The organism is Amycolatopsis sp., from assembly GCF_035276945.1.
GTDB lineage: Bacteria > Actinomycetota > Actinomycetes > Mycobacteriales > Pseudonocardiaceae > Amycolatopsis_E.
In genome coordinates, this window is the sequence record NZ_DATELF010000147.1 from 1 (window position 1) to 13,361 (window position 13,361).

Genomic DNA, 13,361 nt, shown 5'->3' on the forward strand with positions numbered 1-13,361 from the left:
CGGCGGTGGTGGGGCCGGGGCCGCCGCGATGGGCGTCGGACTCGGCGTCGCCGGTGTGGGCCTTGGTGCCGTGGCGGGCAAGGCGCTGCTGGGCCGGGGCAACCGGTCCGGCGCCAAGAAGGAGCGGGAGGCCGCCGACGCGACCGGCGCCGCAGCCACCGAGCACGCCGAGCAGCAGGCGCACGGCCCCGTGCAGAATCAGGGCCTGATGAACTCCGGCGGCACGATTGGCGCCCAGCAGGCGACTCCGCCCCCTACCGGGATGGGCGGGATGGGCGCCGGTGCCCAGCAGGAGGAGGACAAGGAGCACAACCGCGCTTCGTTCCTCATCGAGGCCGACCCGGACGAGGCGTTCGGGGCGAATGTGTCGACCGCGCCGCCGGTGATCGGCGCGTGGGGAGACGACGAGGACTGACGGGCTCCACGTCCCGGCCCGCTGCGGCCGGGACGCGGCCGGTCGGCCGGGTGACTCGCGCGGGCCCGCGAGCATGAGGAGAACCAGATGACACGAGCGGAGCTGCTTACTCCGCCGGAGCTGGACTTTCTGTGGGAGTCGTTCGGCGCGGGGGAACTGCCGTACCCGCTCAAGGTGCGGTCCCACGGAGCGACCATCGACGAGCGTGCCCGGCTGCGCAACCAGGTGTTCGCCGAACTCGCGCAGCGGGGTGTCGTGGACGGTCGCGGTCGGCCGGAGCCGCACATCGAGAACTTCTTCGAGGTGCTGGCCGGTTTCGAGATGAGCCTGGATTCGGTGCACCTGGCCGCGCCCGGGGGTGCCAACCCGTTGCTCGCCGTCGCGGCCGCGCTCGGCGGGCAAGGCCTGCTCACCGTGCAGGACGAGCGTGGCTTCCACCTCCAGCCCGTGCCGCCGGACGGCTTGGCCAGCGCGATCATCTCGTTGTTCCCGGCCGCGCCACGCGGCACCGAGAAGTCGATCACGGTCCCGCTGGACCAGCTCGTGGCCGGGGGCGGGGCGGACTTCCTGGACCGTCATCCCGGTGGCCGGTCGAGTGCCGACGACGACCGCAAGGCGCTGTCGCGGCTGCAAGCCCAGCCGAGGCTGAGGGGCGGTCAGATCGGGGCCAACGCGCGGAACCGGATGGGCGGTAAGTCCCGGTCACCGGTGCTGAGCTGGTTCGACACCGAGACCGGGCGGTACATCACGCAGGCCAGCCGTGGTCACGACGGCCGGGACTGGGTCACCGTCGCCCCGGCCGACGCGGCGACACTGCGGCACCGGCTCGGCGAGATGCTTTCCGGTGTGGCGGGCGCGCTGGCACCAGGAGGAGCGTGGTGAGGCCGGACACCGACCGCGCCGAGTTCTTCACACCGCTGACCTTCGATTTCCTGTGGGAGGCGGCGGGCCTCGGCGAACTGCCGTACCCGTTGCGCGTGCGGTCGCACGGCGTCACCGAGGACGAGCGCGCCACGCTGCGGCAGCGGGCCAACGTCGAACTCAGGGCACGGGGTCTGCGTGAGGCCTCCGGCCACCTGCTCCCCCACGTGGAGGAGTGGTTCACGCTGCTGTCCAGGGGGTCGATCACCATCGACGCCCTGCACATCCCAGACTTCCGGAAGCCGCCGGTCGGGATCCTCGCCGCCGCCGACGGCACCAACGGCGTGGTCGCCGTCCGGGACGCCGACGGCGTCTGGATCCGCCCGGCGTTCGCCGAAGGGCTCGTGTCGGCGGTGATCGACCTGCTGCCTCCGGGTAGTCGCGGAACCGAGGCATCCGTCACACTCCCGCTCGACGAGGCGCTGCGCATCCCGCCGAACCGCGAGCGGGTGTCGGCGGACGCGACGGCCGAACCGGGCAGGCGACGCCGGAACTCGCTCTCGGAGCGGGTCACCGATCAGCGTGATGTCTACGCCCGGTTGACCGGGCAGCCGCGGCTGCGGGGCGGTCAGCTTGCCGCGAACAGCCGCAACGAGCTCGGCGGCAAGCGGCGCTCGCCCGTGCTGGCCTGGTTCGACACCTCCACCGGACGCTACCTGAGCTTGTCGCGGGCCGGTTCGGACGGTCGGGAGTGGATGACGGTGGCACCCGCGGACGCCAAGACCCTGCGCAGCCGACTGGGGGAGACGGTGGCCACCGTATCGCCTGGGAACCCCTGGTCGTGATCGGTTCGTTGACCTGCCGGAGACTCGTGCAGGTGTCCAGCTCGACCGGACTGTACCCTGGTTAGACGGGTGTCCGCGTACACCGCCAGTTGTTGTCTACACCGTGACGGCGGATGGCTACATCTACCGCCTAACCAGGGAGGGTCAAGGCCAGCACGGCCGAGGATATGGACCGGAAGCGCCTGCTCAAGAACCCACTGCTGTGGATCGTCGCGGTTCTGCTGCTCTATTTCGCGTTCAGCACCATCTTCGACAGCAACCGCGGCTATACCCAGGTCCCCACTTCCCAGGCGATTGCCCAGATCAACACGGGCAACGTGAAGGAGGCGAACCTCGAGGACAAGGAGCAGCAGCTCAAGCTGTCGCTCAACAACAAGGTCGACGTGGACGGCCAGCAGGTCGACCAGGTCATCACGCCGTACCCCGCGGACGCCACCGGGCCCATCTACGAGAGCTTGGTCAGCAAGAACATCAAGTTCAGCACCACGGTGACCCAGCAGACCTGGTTCCAGTCGGTGCTGATCTACCTGATCCCGCTGGGCCTGCTGCTGTTGCTGCTGATGTGGATGATGAACAACGCCCAGGGCGGCGGCAACCGCGTGCTCAACTTCGGCAAGTCGAAGGCGAAGCAGCTGTCCAAGGACATGCCGAAGACGACGTTCGCCGACGTGGCGGGCGCGGACGAGGCGGTCGAAGAGCTCTACGAGATCAAGGACTTCCTGCAGAACCCGGCTCGCTACCAGGCGCTGGGCGCCAAGATCCCGAAGGGTGTGCTGCTCTACGGCCCGCCCGGCACCGGTAAGACGCTGCTGGCCCGCGCGGTGGCCGGCGAGGCGGCGGTGCCGTTCTACACGATCTCCGGTTCGGACTTCGTGGAGATGTTCGTCGGTGTCGGTGCCTCCCGGGTGCGTGACCTGTTCGAGCAGGCCAAGCAGAACGCGCCGTGCATCATCTTCGTCGACGAGATCGACGCGGTGGGCCGTCAGCGTGGCGCCGGCCTCGGGGGCGGGCACGACGAGCGTGAGCAGACGCTGAACCAGTTGCTGGTGGAGATGGACGGGTTCGACTCGCGGGGCGGGATCATCCTGATCGCCGCCACCAACCGGCCCGACATCCTCGACCCGGCGCTGCTGCGCCCCGGCCGGTTCGACCGGCAGATCCCGGTGTCCGCGCCCGATCTGCGCGGCCGCCGCGCGATCCTGCAGGTGCACTCCAAGGGCAAGCCGCTGGCCCAGAACGTGGACCTGGACGCGCTGGCCAAGCGCACCGTGGGCATGTCCGGTGCCGACCTCGCCAACGTGATCAACGAGGCCGCGTTGCTGACCGCACGCCAGAACGGCCACGTCATCGACGACGCCGCGCTCGAGGAGTCGGTGGACCGGGTGATCGGCGGCCCGGCCCGCAAGAGCCGGATCATCTCCGAGAAGGAGAAGAAGATCACCGCCTACCACGAGGGCGGGCACGCGCTGGCCGCGTGGGCGATGCCGGACCTGGAGCCGGTGTACAAGCTGACCATTCTGCCGCGGGGGCGGACCGGCGGGCACGCGCTGGTGGTGCCCGAGGACGACAAGCAGTTGATGACGCGCTCGGAAATGATCGCCCGGCTGGTGTTCGCGCTGGGCGGACGCACCGCCGAGGAACTGGTCTTCCACGAGCCGACCACCGGTGCGTCCTCGGACATCGAGCAGGCCACCAAGATCGCCAAGGCGATGGTGACCGAGTACGGCATGAGCGCGCGGCTGGGCGCGGTGAAGTACGGCCAGGACCAGGGCGACCCGTTCCTCGGGCGGTCGGCGGGCCGTCAGCCGGACTACTCGCTGGAAGTGGCGCACGAGATCGACGAAGAGGTCCGCAAGCTGATCGAGACCGCGCACACCGAGGCGTGGGAGGTGCTCAACACCTACCGTGACGTGCTCGACGACCTGGTCTTCGAGCTGCTGGAGAAGGAGACCCTGCAGCGCAAGGACCTGGAGCGGATCTTCGCCACGGTGGAGAAGCGGCCGCACATCACGGTGTTCAACGAGTTCGGCGAGCGCACGCCGTCGGACAAGCCGCCGATCAAGACGCCGGCCGAGTTGGCGATGGAGCGTGGCGAGCCGTGGCCGCCGCCGCAGGAGGAGAAGCCGGTGCCGCGTCCGGCGCCAACCCCGGTGGGTACCGCGCCCGGTGGTTCGGATCTGCCCGGTGGCGCGCCCTACGGCCAGCCCGAGCCGCCCGCCAATCCGTACGCCCCGCCCGGCGGCGGATACCCGCCCAACGGTGGCCGGCCGTACGGCCCCAACGGCACGGGTCAGTGGCCGCAGCCGTACAACGGTGGTCAGCAGTCCGGCCCGCCGAACTACGGTGCGCCTCCGGGGTGGAAGCCGGCGACGCAGCCCGGTGGTCAGCAGGGCTGGCGGCCTTCCGACGAATGGCGCCAAACTCCCGGCGAGAGCGGCCAGCCCCGCCGGGATTCGGACGAGCAGGACGGTCAAGATCGACGGTAGTGACCTGACACCTCTTGAACAGGCAAAGTCGCAGCACGGCGTCGCGGCACCCTGGCGGGTGCCGCGACGTCCTCCGTTTGACCGGGCCCGTGCGGAGAACGCGGTGCGGGAACTGTTGCTGGCGTGCGGTGAGGATCCGGATCGCGAAGGTCTCCGGGAGACGCCGGCCCGGGTCGCGCACACCTATCGGGAGATGTTCTCGGGTCTCTACACGGAGCCCGACACGGTCCTGGACCGCACTTTCGACGAGGCGCACGAGGAACTCGTGCTGGTCACCGACATCCCGATGTACTCGACGTGCGAACATCATCTGGTGCCGTTCCATGGCGTCGCGCACGTCGGTTACATCCCGAATGCCGACGGCAAGGTCACCGGGTTGTCGAAGCTGGCGCGGTTGGTGGATCTGTACGCGAAGCGGCCGCAGGTGCAGGAGCGGCTGACCTCACAGATCGCGGAAGCGCTTTATCGCAAACTGAATCCGCGCGGGGTGATCGTGGTGATCGAAGCGGAGCACCTGTGCATGGCGATGCGCGGGATCCGGAAGCCCGGCGCCCGCACCACGACCTCGGCGGTCCGTGGCCTGTTGCAGACGTCGGCCTCCTCGCGCGCCGAAGCGCTCGATCTGATCATGGGCCGCCGGTGAGCAGCGCACTTCCGTCGCCGGGACGCTGTGTGGTGATGGGCGTTCTGAACGTCACGCCGGACTCGTTCTCCGACGGCGGCCGTTACCTCGGCCTGGACTCGGCGCTCGAACACGCGCATGCGCTGTGGGCGCGCGGCGCCGACATCATCGACGTGGGTGGGGAGTCCACCCGCCCCGGCGCGTCCAGAGTGGACGCGGAGATCGAGATCGCCCGGGTGCTCCCGGTGATCAGGACGCTGGCCGCCGACGGCATCACGCTGTCCGTGGACACCACCCGCGCCGCGGTCGCCGAGGCGGCGCTGGACGCGGGCGCGCGGATCATCAACGACGTGTCGGGCGGGCTGGCCGATCCCGGTATGGCGAAGGTCGCGGCGGGTAGCGGGGCGCCGTGGGTGCTGATGCACTGGCGCGGCCACAGCAAGGACATGAACGCGCTGGCCACCTACTCGGACGTGGTGGCGGAGGTGCGCGCGGAGTTGGCCGCGCGGGTGGGCGCGGCGCTGGCCGCCGGGGTGGCTCCGGAGAACATCGTGATCGACCCCGGGTTGGGGTTCGCGAAGCGGGCCGAGCACGACTGGGCGTTGCTGCACCGGCTGGATTCGCTGGTGGCGCTGGGATTCCCGGTACTGGTGGGGGCGTCGAGAAAGCGTTTTCTCGGCCGCCTGCTGGCCGACGCGAACGGCGAGCCGCGACCGCCGTCCGGCCGGGAAGACGCCACGGCGGCGATCTCCACTCTGGCCGCGGCGAACGGTGCCTGGGGCGTGCGGGTCCATTCCGTCGGCGCCTCGCTTGACGCAGTTTCCGTTGTCGCGGCTTGGCAGCGCGGTCATGAGTGATCGGATCACCTTGACGGGCCTGCGGGTGTTCGGCCGGCACGGGGTTTTCGGACACGAGAAGCGGGATGGGCAGGAGTTCGTCGTCGATCTCACCGTTTGGCTCGACCTGACGGCCGCCGCGGCCACCGACGATCTTCGGCAGACCCTGCACTACGGCGAACTCGCCGAACTGGCCGCTGCCATTGTCGGTGGCGAGCCCTACGACCTGATCGAAAGCGTGGCGGGCAGGATCGCCGACGAGGTGCTCAAGGACTCGCGGGTGAGCGGCGTGGAAGTGACCGTGCACAAACCCTCCGCCCCGATCCCGCTCACCTTCGACGATGTCGCGGTGACCGTGGGCCGCAAGAGATGAGCTCCATACCAGCTCGCGGCGGTCAGGGCGACCAGAAGGCGCGCAACCTGGCGGAAGGAACAGCGTGAGCCGGGCGGTGCTTTCCCTTGGCTCGAATCTCGGCGACCGGCTCGCGTTCCTGAAGTCCGTGATCAAGGAGTTCGGGCCCGCGGTCGTCGCGGTCTCCAGCGTTTACGAGACCAAGCCGTGGGGAGTGACGGACCAGCCGGACTTCCTCAACGCGGTGTGCATTGTGGACGATCCGGCCCGGGACCACCGGGCGTGGCTCCGGGCCGGTCAGGAGCTGGAACGGGCGGCCGGGCGGGTGCGCGAGCGCCGCTGGGGCCCGCGCACCCTGGACGTCGACGTGGTCACGGTCGACGGCGTGCGGTCGGACGATCCGGAACTGCTGCTCCCGCATCCCGGCACGCCCGACCGCGCCAGCGTGCTCATCCCCTGGCTGGAAATCGAACCGGACGCCGAACTTCCCGGGCACGGGCCGATCCGGGAGTTGCTGGCCGCCCTGCCCGAGGCCGACCGCGAAGGCGTCCGCCGCGTTGGCGACTTACGCGCGTAGCGCGGAGAGCATCCAGGACACCGCGGGCATGGAGGTCGGGATGGGTGGCCATCCGTTCATGATCGCGAGCAGCTGCCAGTAGCGTTCGGCCCGGGCGTCGCCACCGGCTGCGATTTTGTCCGCGAGCTCCACGCGGAAGGCGGCATCGTCGGCGTCACGGTCCGGCGGGGCCGAAGCCCTGGCGACCTCGTCGGCGAGCGCCCGGCCCTCGGCCGAATCGGGCGAGAGACCGCCGTCCAGGTGTTCCTGCGCCCGGCCGAGCAAGCCGAACCACTGGTCCCGCGGAACAGCGGAGACGTTTTCGCCGGCTTTCACGGCCGCTGAATGCCGCTCGCTCATGCCGCGGATCAGCGCCCGGAAGTCCGGATCGGAGATCAGCTCCGCGAACTCGACCCACGCTTCCAGCTGCTCGGGAGTCGGATCGTCGGGCAAGCGGGGTTTCGCGGACCGCATTCGCCCATAGAACTCCGAGTCGACGCTGAGCCCCTCGGTCATCTCCGCCCAGAACTCGTCGAGCAACCGTGCCCGTTCGTCGTCCGACATCGAAGCCAGCTTGTTCATCAGTCTCACTTCCTCCAGTTCGGATTCCCGTTTCACGACCGCCCGCAACACCGCCCGGCGCAGCCGCAACCGGCGGATCTGCTCGTCGAGCGCCTCGACGTGCCGTGCCGCGAGTTGCGGCACGGTCACCTCTTTGGTCAAGACCTGCGCCACGTCGCCGAGGCCGAGGCCCAGCTCGCGCAGGGTCTTGATCAGCTCGAGCCGCGCCATGGCCCGGACGTCGTAGAGCCGGTACCCGGAATGCGTGCGGTCGGTGGGCGGGAGCAGACCCTCGTCGGAGTAGAACCGGATGGTCTTGACCGGTAGCCCGGTGCGCCGCGCCAGTTCCCCGATGGTGAACGTCCTGCCCACGAAAGCCATGCTCAACCCTCCAGCCACTGGAGAGTCAAGCGTGGCAGCTACGGTGGCGGTATGCATTTCACCCGGCCCCGCGAACTGGTGGTCGCCGGGCTGATCGGCCTGGTGCCCTCCTATCTCACGTTCAAGCTCGCGTACGGCTCGCTCCCGCGGCTGCCGACTTTCGCCGGGGTGACCCTCATCGTGCTCGCGGTGATCGAGATCGCACTGGCGATCCCCATCCGGTCCCGCATCCGGGACGGACGGCTCACCGGCGCGATCGGCGTGGCCCGTGCGGTGGCGCTGGCGAAGGCCTCGTCATTGCTGGGCGCGTTGATGCTCGGCGTATGGCTCGGCGTGCTCGCGGCGCTGGCCCCGAGGGTGGGCGAGCTCGCCGCGGCGGTCGGCGACGTGCGCAGCGGGGTGGTCGGAACCGGTAGCTCGGTGGTACTCCTCGCTGCCGCCTTGTGGCTGGAGTACTGCTGCCGCACACCGGACCAGGGTGACCAGGATCGCGATAATCAGACGACCGGTTAACGCCGGGAAGTGACCGCTCGAAGTACCGACTGGATATCTTTCGGATAACTAGCGGGTACGGTGTTGGTCATGACTGGCGTGGGTGACGACTCGCGCGGCCGCTCCGGGGGCAGGCCGTGGTTGATGGTCGGTTTGGCCCTCGCCGTGGTGGCCACGATCGCCCTCGTGCTGGCTCAGGACATCCGCTACCTGAGACTGGGGATCGTCGCCGCGCTCTGGGCCGCGCTGGTCGGCGCCTTTTTCGCGGTGCGATACCGCAGGCAGGCGGTGAGCACGGACGATGCGGTCGCGCAGGCCCAGGAGGTTTACGAGCTCGAGTTGGAACGGGAAATCGCGGCCCGCCGCGAGTTCGAGCTCGAGATCGAGGCCGAGGCCCGGCAGCGCGCGGAAACCGATTCCCGGGCCGAACTCGACGCGTTGCGGGCCGAGGTCGGCGCGCTCCGCGACAATCTTCAATCGTTGTTCAGCGGCGAAGTGCTCCTCGAACGCCTCCAGCTCACCGCACAGGCTACGCGGATGCGGGCGCTGCACGAGGAGCAGCGGCTCGTCGAGTCGCGGCCGGCCGGCAAGAGCGCGCCGAACCGTCCCGCGCTCACCGCCGGGAAGGAAGCGGACGGGGCGGACCGGCCCACCGACCTGATCGAGCGGGTCAGGGAGAAGCAGGCCCGGCCGGAGCCGCGGCGGTCCGAAGTGCCTGTCCGCCGGGTCGCCAACGGGGAACCGCTTGCCGCGCGGGAGAACCTGGGTGCCGGCCCGGCGGCCAGTCTCGCGAAGGCCGCGGCCGAGGCGCGGGCCGCGAAGGCCACCTTTCAGGCGCGGGCCACGCCCCCGCCGCCGCCGCCGAGGCGGAAGGCCGAACCACCCAAGCCCGAGGCGACCGAACTGACCCGTCCGGCTTTCGGCCGGTCACGTGCTGAGCGCAGCCGTCCCGCACTGAACCCGCTGAACCCGGTGAAGGAGCCAGCCAAGCCGAACCCCGTCGAGCAGCCGACACAGCTGGCAAAGCCGGTCGACGCGGACTGGGCGGCGTCGTGGGAGAAGCGGGGCGCCGGCCAGCCCGCGGCTTCTCCGGACAGGGACCCTTCGGACGACACCCAGGTCCCACCGCGGCCACCCGCCGAGCCGCCGCGCCGGGCGGTGGCCAGATCGACGGAAAAACGCGAGGCCGAGGTGCCCGAGCGCAACAAGACGGCGCCACTGACCAGGCGGATACCGGAGAAGCTGGCGGAGCCGCCTCGCCGGGAAGAGCCGTCGATGAGCAACCCCACCCTGCCGGAAGAGGCGCGGCGACTCGCGCAGGAGGGGCGATCGGGCGGCCGCCGTCGCCGCGCCGTGGAGGACACGCCGCCGGCCGCGCCCGCCGCCTCAGCGGCCGAAAGCGGCCGCAGGCGCCGGTCGGAGGGCGAACCACCGTCGTGGAGGCAGCCCGCTCCGGCCGAGACCGGCCGGCGGCGCGCTGGACTTTCGCGGCCGGAGATGGAACCGGTGTCCACCCCGGAGCCCGCGCCGAGGCGGGCGGGGCTGTCGCGGCCGGAGATGGAGCCCGCGCGGCGTGCCGGTTTGTCTCGCCCTGAGATGGAGCCCGCGCCGAGGCGGTCGGGATTGTCGCGGCCCGAGATCGAGCCGGTGTCCAACTCGTCGAGCGCGCCGAACGGGCGCCGCGCCGCACCGGAGGAAACCGGCGAGGGCGGCTCACATTCCGCGGGCCTTTCCGTCAGCGAACTACTGGCCGCGCACGGCACGAGCGCCACGCCACGGCGCCGTCGACGGGCGGAGGATTGACCGGTGCTGTGAGGGTGTCCGGGGGCGCGCCCACAGAGAGCCGAGGGGTCTGGGGCCCAGAAAGCCCGAGAGAGCACTGTGCGGCATATGACACAGCCAGTCAGGAAGAGTCACCGTAGAGTTCCGGGGCGTGACGGCACCGCGCAGGATCACCGTACTGCTGCCCGTACTCGGCCTCATCGTGGTCGCGATCTGCGGGCTGACCCTGCTCGCCCTGGCCACGGTCCGCGTCGGTCCTCTCGCGGTGGTCATCGGGATGGCCGCCGCGCTGGTGCCGGTCGCCGCGGTCGTGGCGGTGTTTCTCTGGATCGACCGGTGGGAGCCGGAACCGGCGAAGCTGCTGCGGCTCGCGTTCGTCTACGGAGCGTGTATCGCCGCGATCCTCGCCCTGCTGATCAACAACACCGCCGAGGCGGTCGGCGACATGCTGCTCGGTCGCGGCAACGGCGGCAAGATCAGTGCACTGGTCTCCGCCCCGCTGGTGGAGGAGGCCGCGAAGGGCTCGTTCGTACTCGCCGTGTTCCTCCGCCGGTCGGAGGAGTTCGACGGGATCATCGACGGAATCGTCTACGCGGGTTTCACCGCGGCGGGATTCGCCTTCACCGAAAACATCTACTACTTCGGCCGCGCCTTCGCCGAATACGGATTCGGGGGCAGCACGAGCAACGGGGTGGTGGCCGCGTTCGTGCTGCGGGGGGTGCTCTCGCCGTTCACGCACCCGTTGTTCGCCGCCCTGACCGGGGTCGGCTTCGGCCTGGCGGCGCGGGCGACCAGCCGGCTCGCGAAGGTGCTCGCCCCGATCGGCGGCTATCTCACCGCGGTTCTGTTGCACGCGCTGTGGAACGGCTCCGCCACTCTCGGCGGTGGGAAAACCTTCATCACCGTGTACTTCCTGATCATGGTGCCGATGTTCATCGCCGTAGCGCTGCTGGTGTTGCTGCATCGGCGACGGGAACAGCGCATCATCACCGCGGCGCTGCCCGCGATGGTCAAGGCCCGCTGGATCGCCCCCTCCGAGGTCGAGTTGTTGTCCAGCCTCGGCGGCCGTCGGCTGTGGCGCCGTCAGGCCCGCCGGCAGTCCGGCAGGCCCGCGGCCAAGGCGGTCGCCGCGTACCAGGGCAGCGTGACCGCGTTGGCCTTCCTCAAGCGCCGCAACGGAAGCGCTGACCGCGCCGAACGGGAAAGCGAGCTGCTGGTCGCGCTCCGTGCGTCCCGGGCGGAGGCGGTCAGGCTCGCGGGCGGAAACCGCGACCACGTCGGGTGAAGCTGGTCACCTCGGCCACGCGAGTCCTCCGGCCGCGAGCTACCCTCGCGCCGTCGTCCGGTACTCGCGAACCGAAGAGCGAGACTGGAACGAGCCGAGGAGTTTCACATGGGTGTGACCCGACCAGCGCGGCTCGCCATCGGAGTGGTCTCCGCGGGCCGGGTGGGCAGTGTGCTGGGCGCCGCTCTCTGGCGGGCCGGGCACACCGTCGTGGCGGCTTCCGGGATCTCCAAGGAGTCGCGCGAGCGTGCCGAGCGGCTGCTGCCCGGCGTCCCGTTGCAACCGCCCGACGAGGTGGTCGCGGCCGCCGATCTCGTGTTGCTCGCGGTTCCCGATGACGCGCTGGCCGGACTTGTCCGCGGGCTGGCCGCCACCGGGTCGTGGCGCACCGGCCAGATCGTGATCCACACGTCCGGCGCGCACGGCTTGGACGTGCTCGGACCGGCCGCCGAAGCGGGCGCGCTACCGCTGGCGCTGCATCCGGTGATGACCTTCACCGGGCGCGAGGAGGATCTGCAACGGATGGCGGCGTGCAGCGTGGGGGTCACCGCCGCGGCCGAGGACGAGGCCGCCTGGCATGTCGGCGAGGCCCTGACCATGGAGATGGGGGGCGAACCGGTCCGTATTCCGGAAACGGCGCGCCCGCTGTATCACGCGGCGCTCGCGCACGGTGCGAACCACCTCGTCACGCTCGTCAACGACTGCGTCGAGCTTCTTCGTGGCTCGGGCATCGCGCACGCGGAACGAATGCTCGGGCCGTTGCTCTCCGCCGCGCTGGACAACGCGCTCCGGCACGGAGACCGGGCGCTCACCGGACCCGTGGTGCGCGGCGACGCCGGCACGGTCCGCCGCCACCTGGCCGTATTGACGGAGCGGGCTCCGGACGTGGAACCGTGCTACTCGACAATGGCGGAACGCACCGTCGCGAGGGCCACCACCGCGGGTCTGCTCGACGCCGGCGCCGCCGCCGAGATAACCGAACTGCTTGAGGGAAACCAGTGACGACACCGAAATTCACCCGCGGGCAGCTGAACACCTTCCAGACACCCGACGACGTCAGCCGGGTCACCGTTGCGCTGCGCTCGGTCGGGAGGAAGGTCGCGCTGGTGCCCACCATGGGTGCGCTGCACGCCGGGCATCGCGAGCTGCTGCGCCGGGCCAAGCGGCTGCCGAACACCGTCGTCGCCGCCTCGATCTTCGTCAATCCCCTCCAGTTCGGCGAGGGCGAGGACTTCGAGGCCTATCCGCGGCCGCTCGACCGTGATCTCGAAACGCTCACCGAGGCCGGTGCCGAGATCGCGTTCGTGCCCAAGGCCGGCGATCTCTACGCCGGAGACCACGCGGTGACGGTGCATCCTGGACCGCTCGGCGACGAGTTGGAGGGCGCGGCGCGGCCGGGGCATTTCACCGGGGTGCTCACGGTGGTTTCGAAGCTGCTGAACATCGTGCGACCGGACTACGCCCTTTTTGGGGAAAAGGATTACCAGCAGCTGGTGCTGATCCGGCGGATGGTGCGGGACCTCGATATCCCGGCGAAAGTGATCGGGGTGCCGACGGTTCGCGAGCCGGACGGGCTCGCCTTGTCCTCACGCAATGTCTACCTGTCCGAGTCGCAGCGGGCCGACGCGGTGGTGCTGTCCGCCGCGCTGACCGCGGGGGCGCACGCGGGCCGGCGGGGTGGGCGGGCGGTCCTGGCCGCGGCGCGGGAAACCCTCGCCTCGCGGCCGGAAGTCGCGGTGGACTATCTCGAGCTGCGCGGAACCGATCTCGGTCCCGCGCCCGTCGATGGAGAGGCGCGCTTGTTGATCGCCGCCCGGGTGGGGAGTACCCGGCTGATCGACAACGCGCCGGTTCTGCTCGGCGCAGCAGGGGAAGAGAGGTAAACGA

At 70.3% G+C, this 13,361-nt stretch carries 13 protein-coding genes and 1 pseudogene; 13 read left to right on the plus strand and 1 reads right to left on the minus strand.

The window, feature by feature from the left end; all coding sequences use genetic code 11:
• From VJT49_RS25710 to folK, 8 genes and pseudogenes are all read left to right on the plus strand, one after another.
• A pseudogene (locus VJT49_RS25710) lies at positions 1-415 on the plus strand (hypothetical protein); the annotation flags it as partial.
• Positions 416-502: 87 nt separating this feature from the next.
• Complete coding sequence (locus tag VJT49_RS25715; protein WP_324167495.1) at positions 503-1,297, plus strand: ESX secretion-associated protein EspG; 795 nt, start codon at positions 503-505, stop codon at positions 1,295-1,297.
• Complete coding sequence (locus VJT49_RS25720) at positions 1,291-2,121, plus strand: ESX secretion-associated protein EspG (protein WP_324167496.1); 831 nt, start codon at positions 1,291-1,293, stop codon at positions 2,119-2,121. The genes VJT49_RS25715 and VJT49_RS25720 overlap by 7 nt, the downstream gene beginning before the upstream one ends.
• Positions 2,122-2,288: 167 nt before the next feature.
• Positions 2,289-4,607: an ATP-dependent zinc metalloprotease FtsH gene (ftsH, locus tag VJT49_RS25725; protein ID WP_324167497.1), complete on the plus strand. Its 2,319-nt coding sequence runs from the start codon at positions 2,289-2,291 to the stop codon at positions 4,605-4,607.
• 58 nt (positions 4,608-4,665) lie between these two features.
• Positions 4,666-5,250, plus strand: coding sequence for a GTP cyclohydrolase I FolE (gene folE, locus VJT49_RS25730; protein WP_324167498.1), 585 nt, complete (start codon positions 4,666-4,668; stop codon positions 5,248-5,250).
• Between the two features lie 35 nt (positions 5,251-5,285).
• A complete protein-coding gene (gene folP, locus VJT49_RS25735) occupies positions 5,286-6,086 on the plus strand; it encodes a dihydropteroate synthase (RefSeq protein ID WP_324167567.1) in 801 nt (266 codons plus the stop codon).
• Complete coding sequence (gene folB / locus VJT49_RS25740; RefSeq protein WP_324167499.1) at positions 6,079-6,438, plus strand: dihydroneopterin aldolase; 360 nt, start codon at positions 6,079-6,081, stop codon at positions 6,436-6,438. Before folP ends, folB begins: the two co-directional genes overlap by 8 nt.
• Positions 6,439-6,502: 64 nt before the next feature.
• Complete coding sequence (gene folK, locus VJT49_RS25745) at positions 6,503-6,994, plus strand: 2-amino-4-hydroxy-6-hydroxymethyldihydropteridine diphosphokinase (RefSeq protein WP_324167500.1); 492 nt, start codon at positions 6,503-6,505, stop codon at positions 6,992-6,994.
• Here the strand turns inward: folK and VJT49_RS25750 are convergent.
• Positions 6,983-7,915 (minus strand): MerR family transcriptional regulator, encoded by a 933-nt coding sequence (locus VJT49_RS25750; protein ID WP_324167501.1) that lies wholly within the window; start codon positions 7,913-7,915, stop codon positions 6,983-6,985. The two genes, folK and VJT49_RS25750, sit on opposite strands and share 12 nt — an antisense overlap.
• A gap of 51 nt (positions 7,916-7,966) precedes the next feature.
• On the opposite strand from VJT49_RS25750, the gene VJT49_RS25755 reads away from it, so the two are divergent.
• The 5 genes from VJT49_RS25755 to panC all read left to right on the plus strand — a co-directional run bounded on the left by VJT49_RS25755 (position 7,967) and on the right by panC (position 13,357).
• Positions 7,967-8,428: a DUF3180 domain-containing protein gene (locus VJT49_RS25755; protein WP_324167502.1), complete on the plus strand. Its 462-nt coding sequence runs from the start codon at positions 7,967-7,969 to the stop codon at positions 8,426-8,428.
• 69 nt (positions 8,429-8,497) lie between these two features.
• Complete coding sequence (locus tag VJT49_RS25760; protein ID WP_324167503.1) at positions 8,498-10,210, plus strand: DUF6779 domain-containing protein; 1,713 nt, start codon at positions 8,498-8,500, stop codon at positions 10,208-10,210.
• Between the two features lie 130 nt (positions 10,211-10,340).
• Positions 10,341-11,474, plus strand: a complete 1,134-nt coding sequence (locus tag VJT49_RS25765) for a PrsW family intramembrane metalloprotease (protein WP_324167504.1) — start codon at positions 10,341-10,343, stop codon at positions 11,472-11,474.
• A 114-nt stretch (positions 11,475-11,588) separates the two neighbouring features.
• Positions 11,589-12,476 (plus strand): Rossmann-like and DUF2520 domain-containing protein, encoded by an 888-nt coding sequence (locus VJT49_RS25770; protein WP_324167568.1) that lies wholly within the window; start codon positions 11,589-11,591, stop codon positions 12,474-12,476.
• Positions 12,473-13,357 (plus strand): pantoate--beta-alanine ligase, encoded by an 885-nt coding sequence (panC, locus tag VJT49_RS25775; protein WP_324167505.1) that lies wholly within the window; start codon positions 12,473-12,475, stop codon positions 13,355-13,357. The genes VJT49_RS25770 and panC overlap by 4 nt, the downstream gene beginning before the upstream one ends.
• Positions 13,358-13,361: the final 4 nt, after the last annotated feature.

Bases quoted from the DNA above. Each gene is read 5' to 3' on its own strand.
- VJT49_RS25715 (WP_324167495.1), top strand. From the start codon at position 503: ATGACACGAGCGGAGCTGCTTACTCCGCCGGAGCTGGACTTTCTGTGG.
- ftsH (WP_324167497.1), top strand. From the start codon at position 2,289: ATGGACCGGAAGCGCCTGCTCAAGAACCCACTGCTGTGGATCGTCGCG.
- folP (WP_324167567.1), top strand. From the start codon at position 5,286: ATGGGCGTTCTGAACGTCACGCCGGACTCGTTCTCCGACGGCGGCCGT.
- folB (WP_324167499.1), top strand. From the start codon at position 6,079: ATGAGTGATCGGATCACCTTGACGGGCCTGCGGGTGTTCGGCCGGCAC.
- VJT49_RS25750 (WP_324167501.1), bottom strand. From the start codon at position 7,915: ATGGCTTTCGTGGGCAGGACGTTCACCATCGGGGAACTGGCGCGGCGC.
- VJT49_RS25755 (WP_324167502.1), top strand. From the start codon at position 7,967: ATGCATTTCACCCGGCCCCGCGAACTGGTGGTCGCCGGGCTGATCGGC.
- VJT49_RS25760 (WP_324167503.1), top strand. From the start codon at position 8,498: ATGACTGGCGTGGGTGACGACTCGCGCGGCCGCTCCGGGGGCAGGCCG.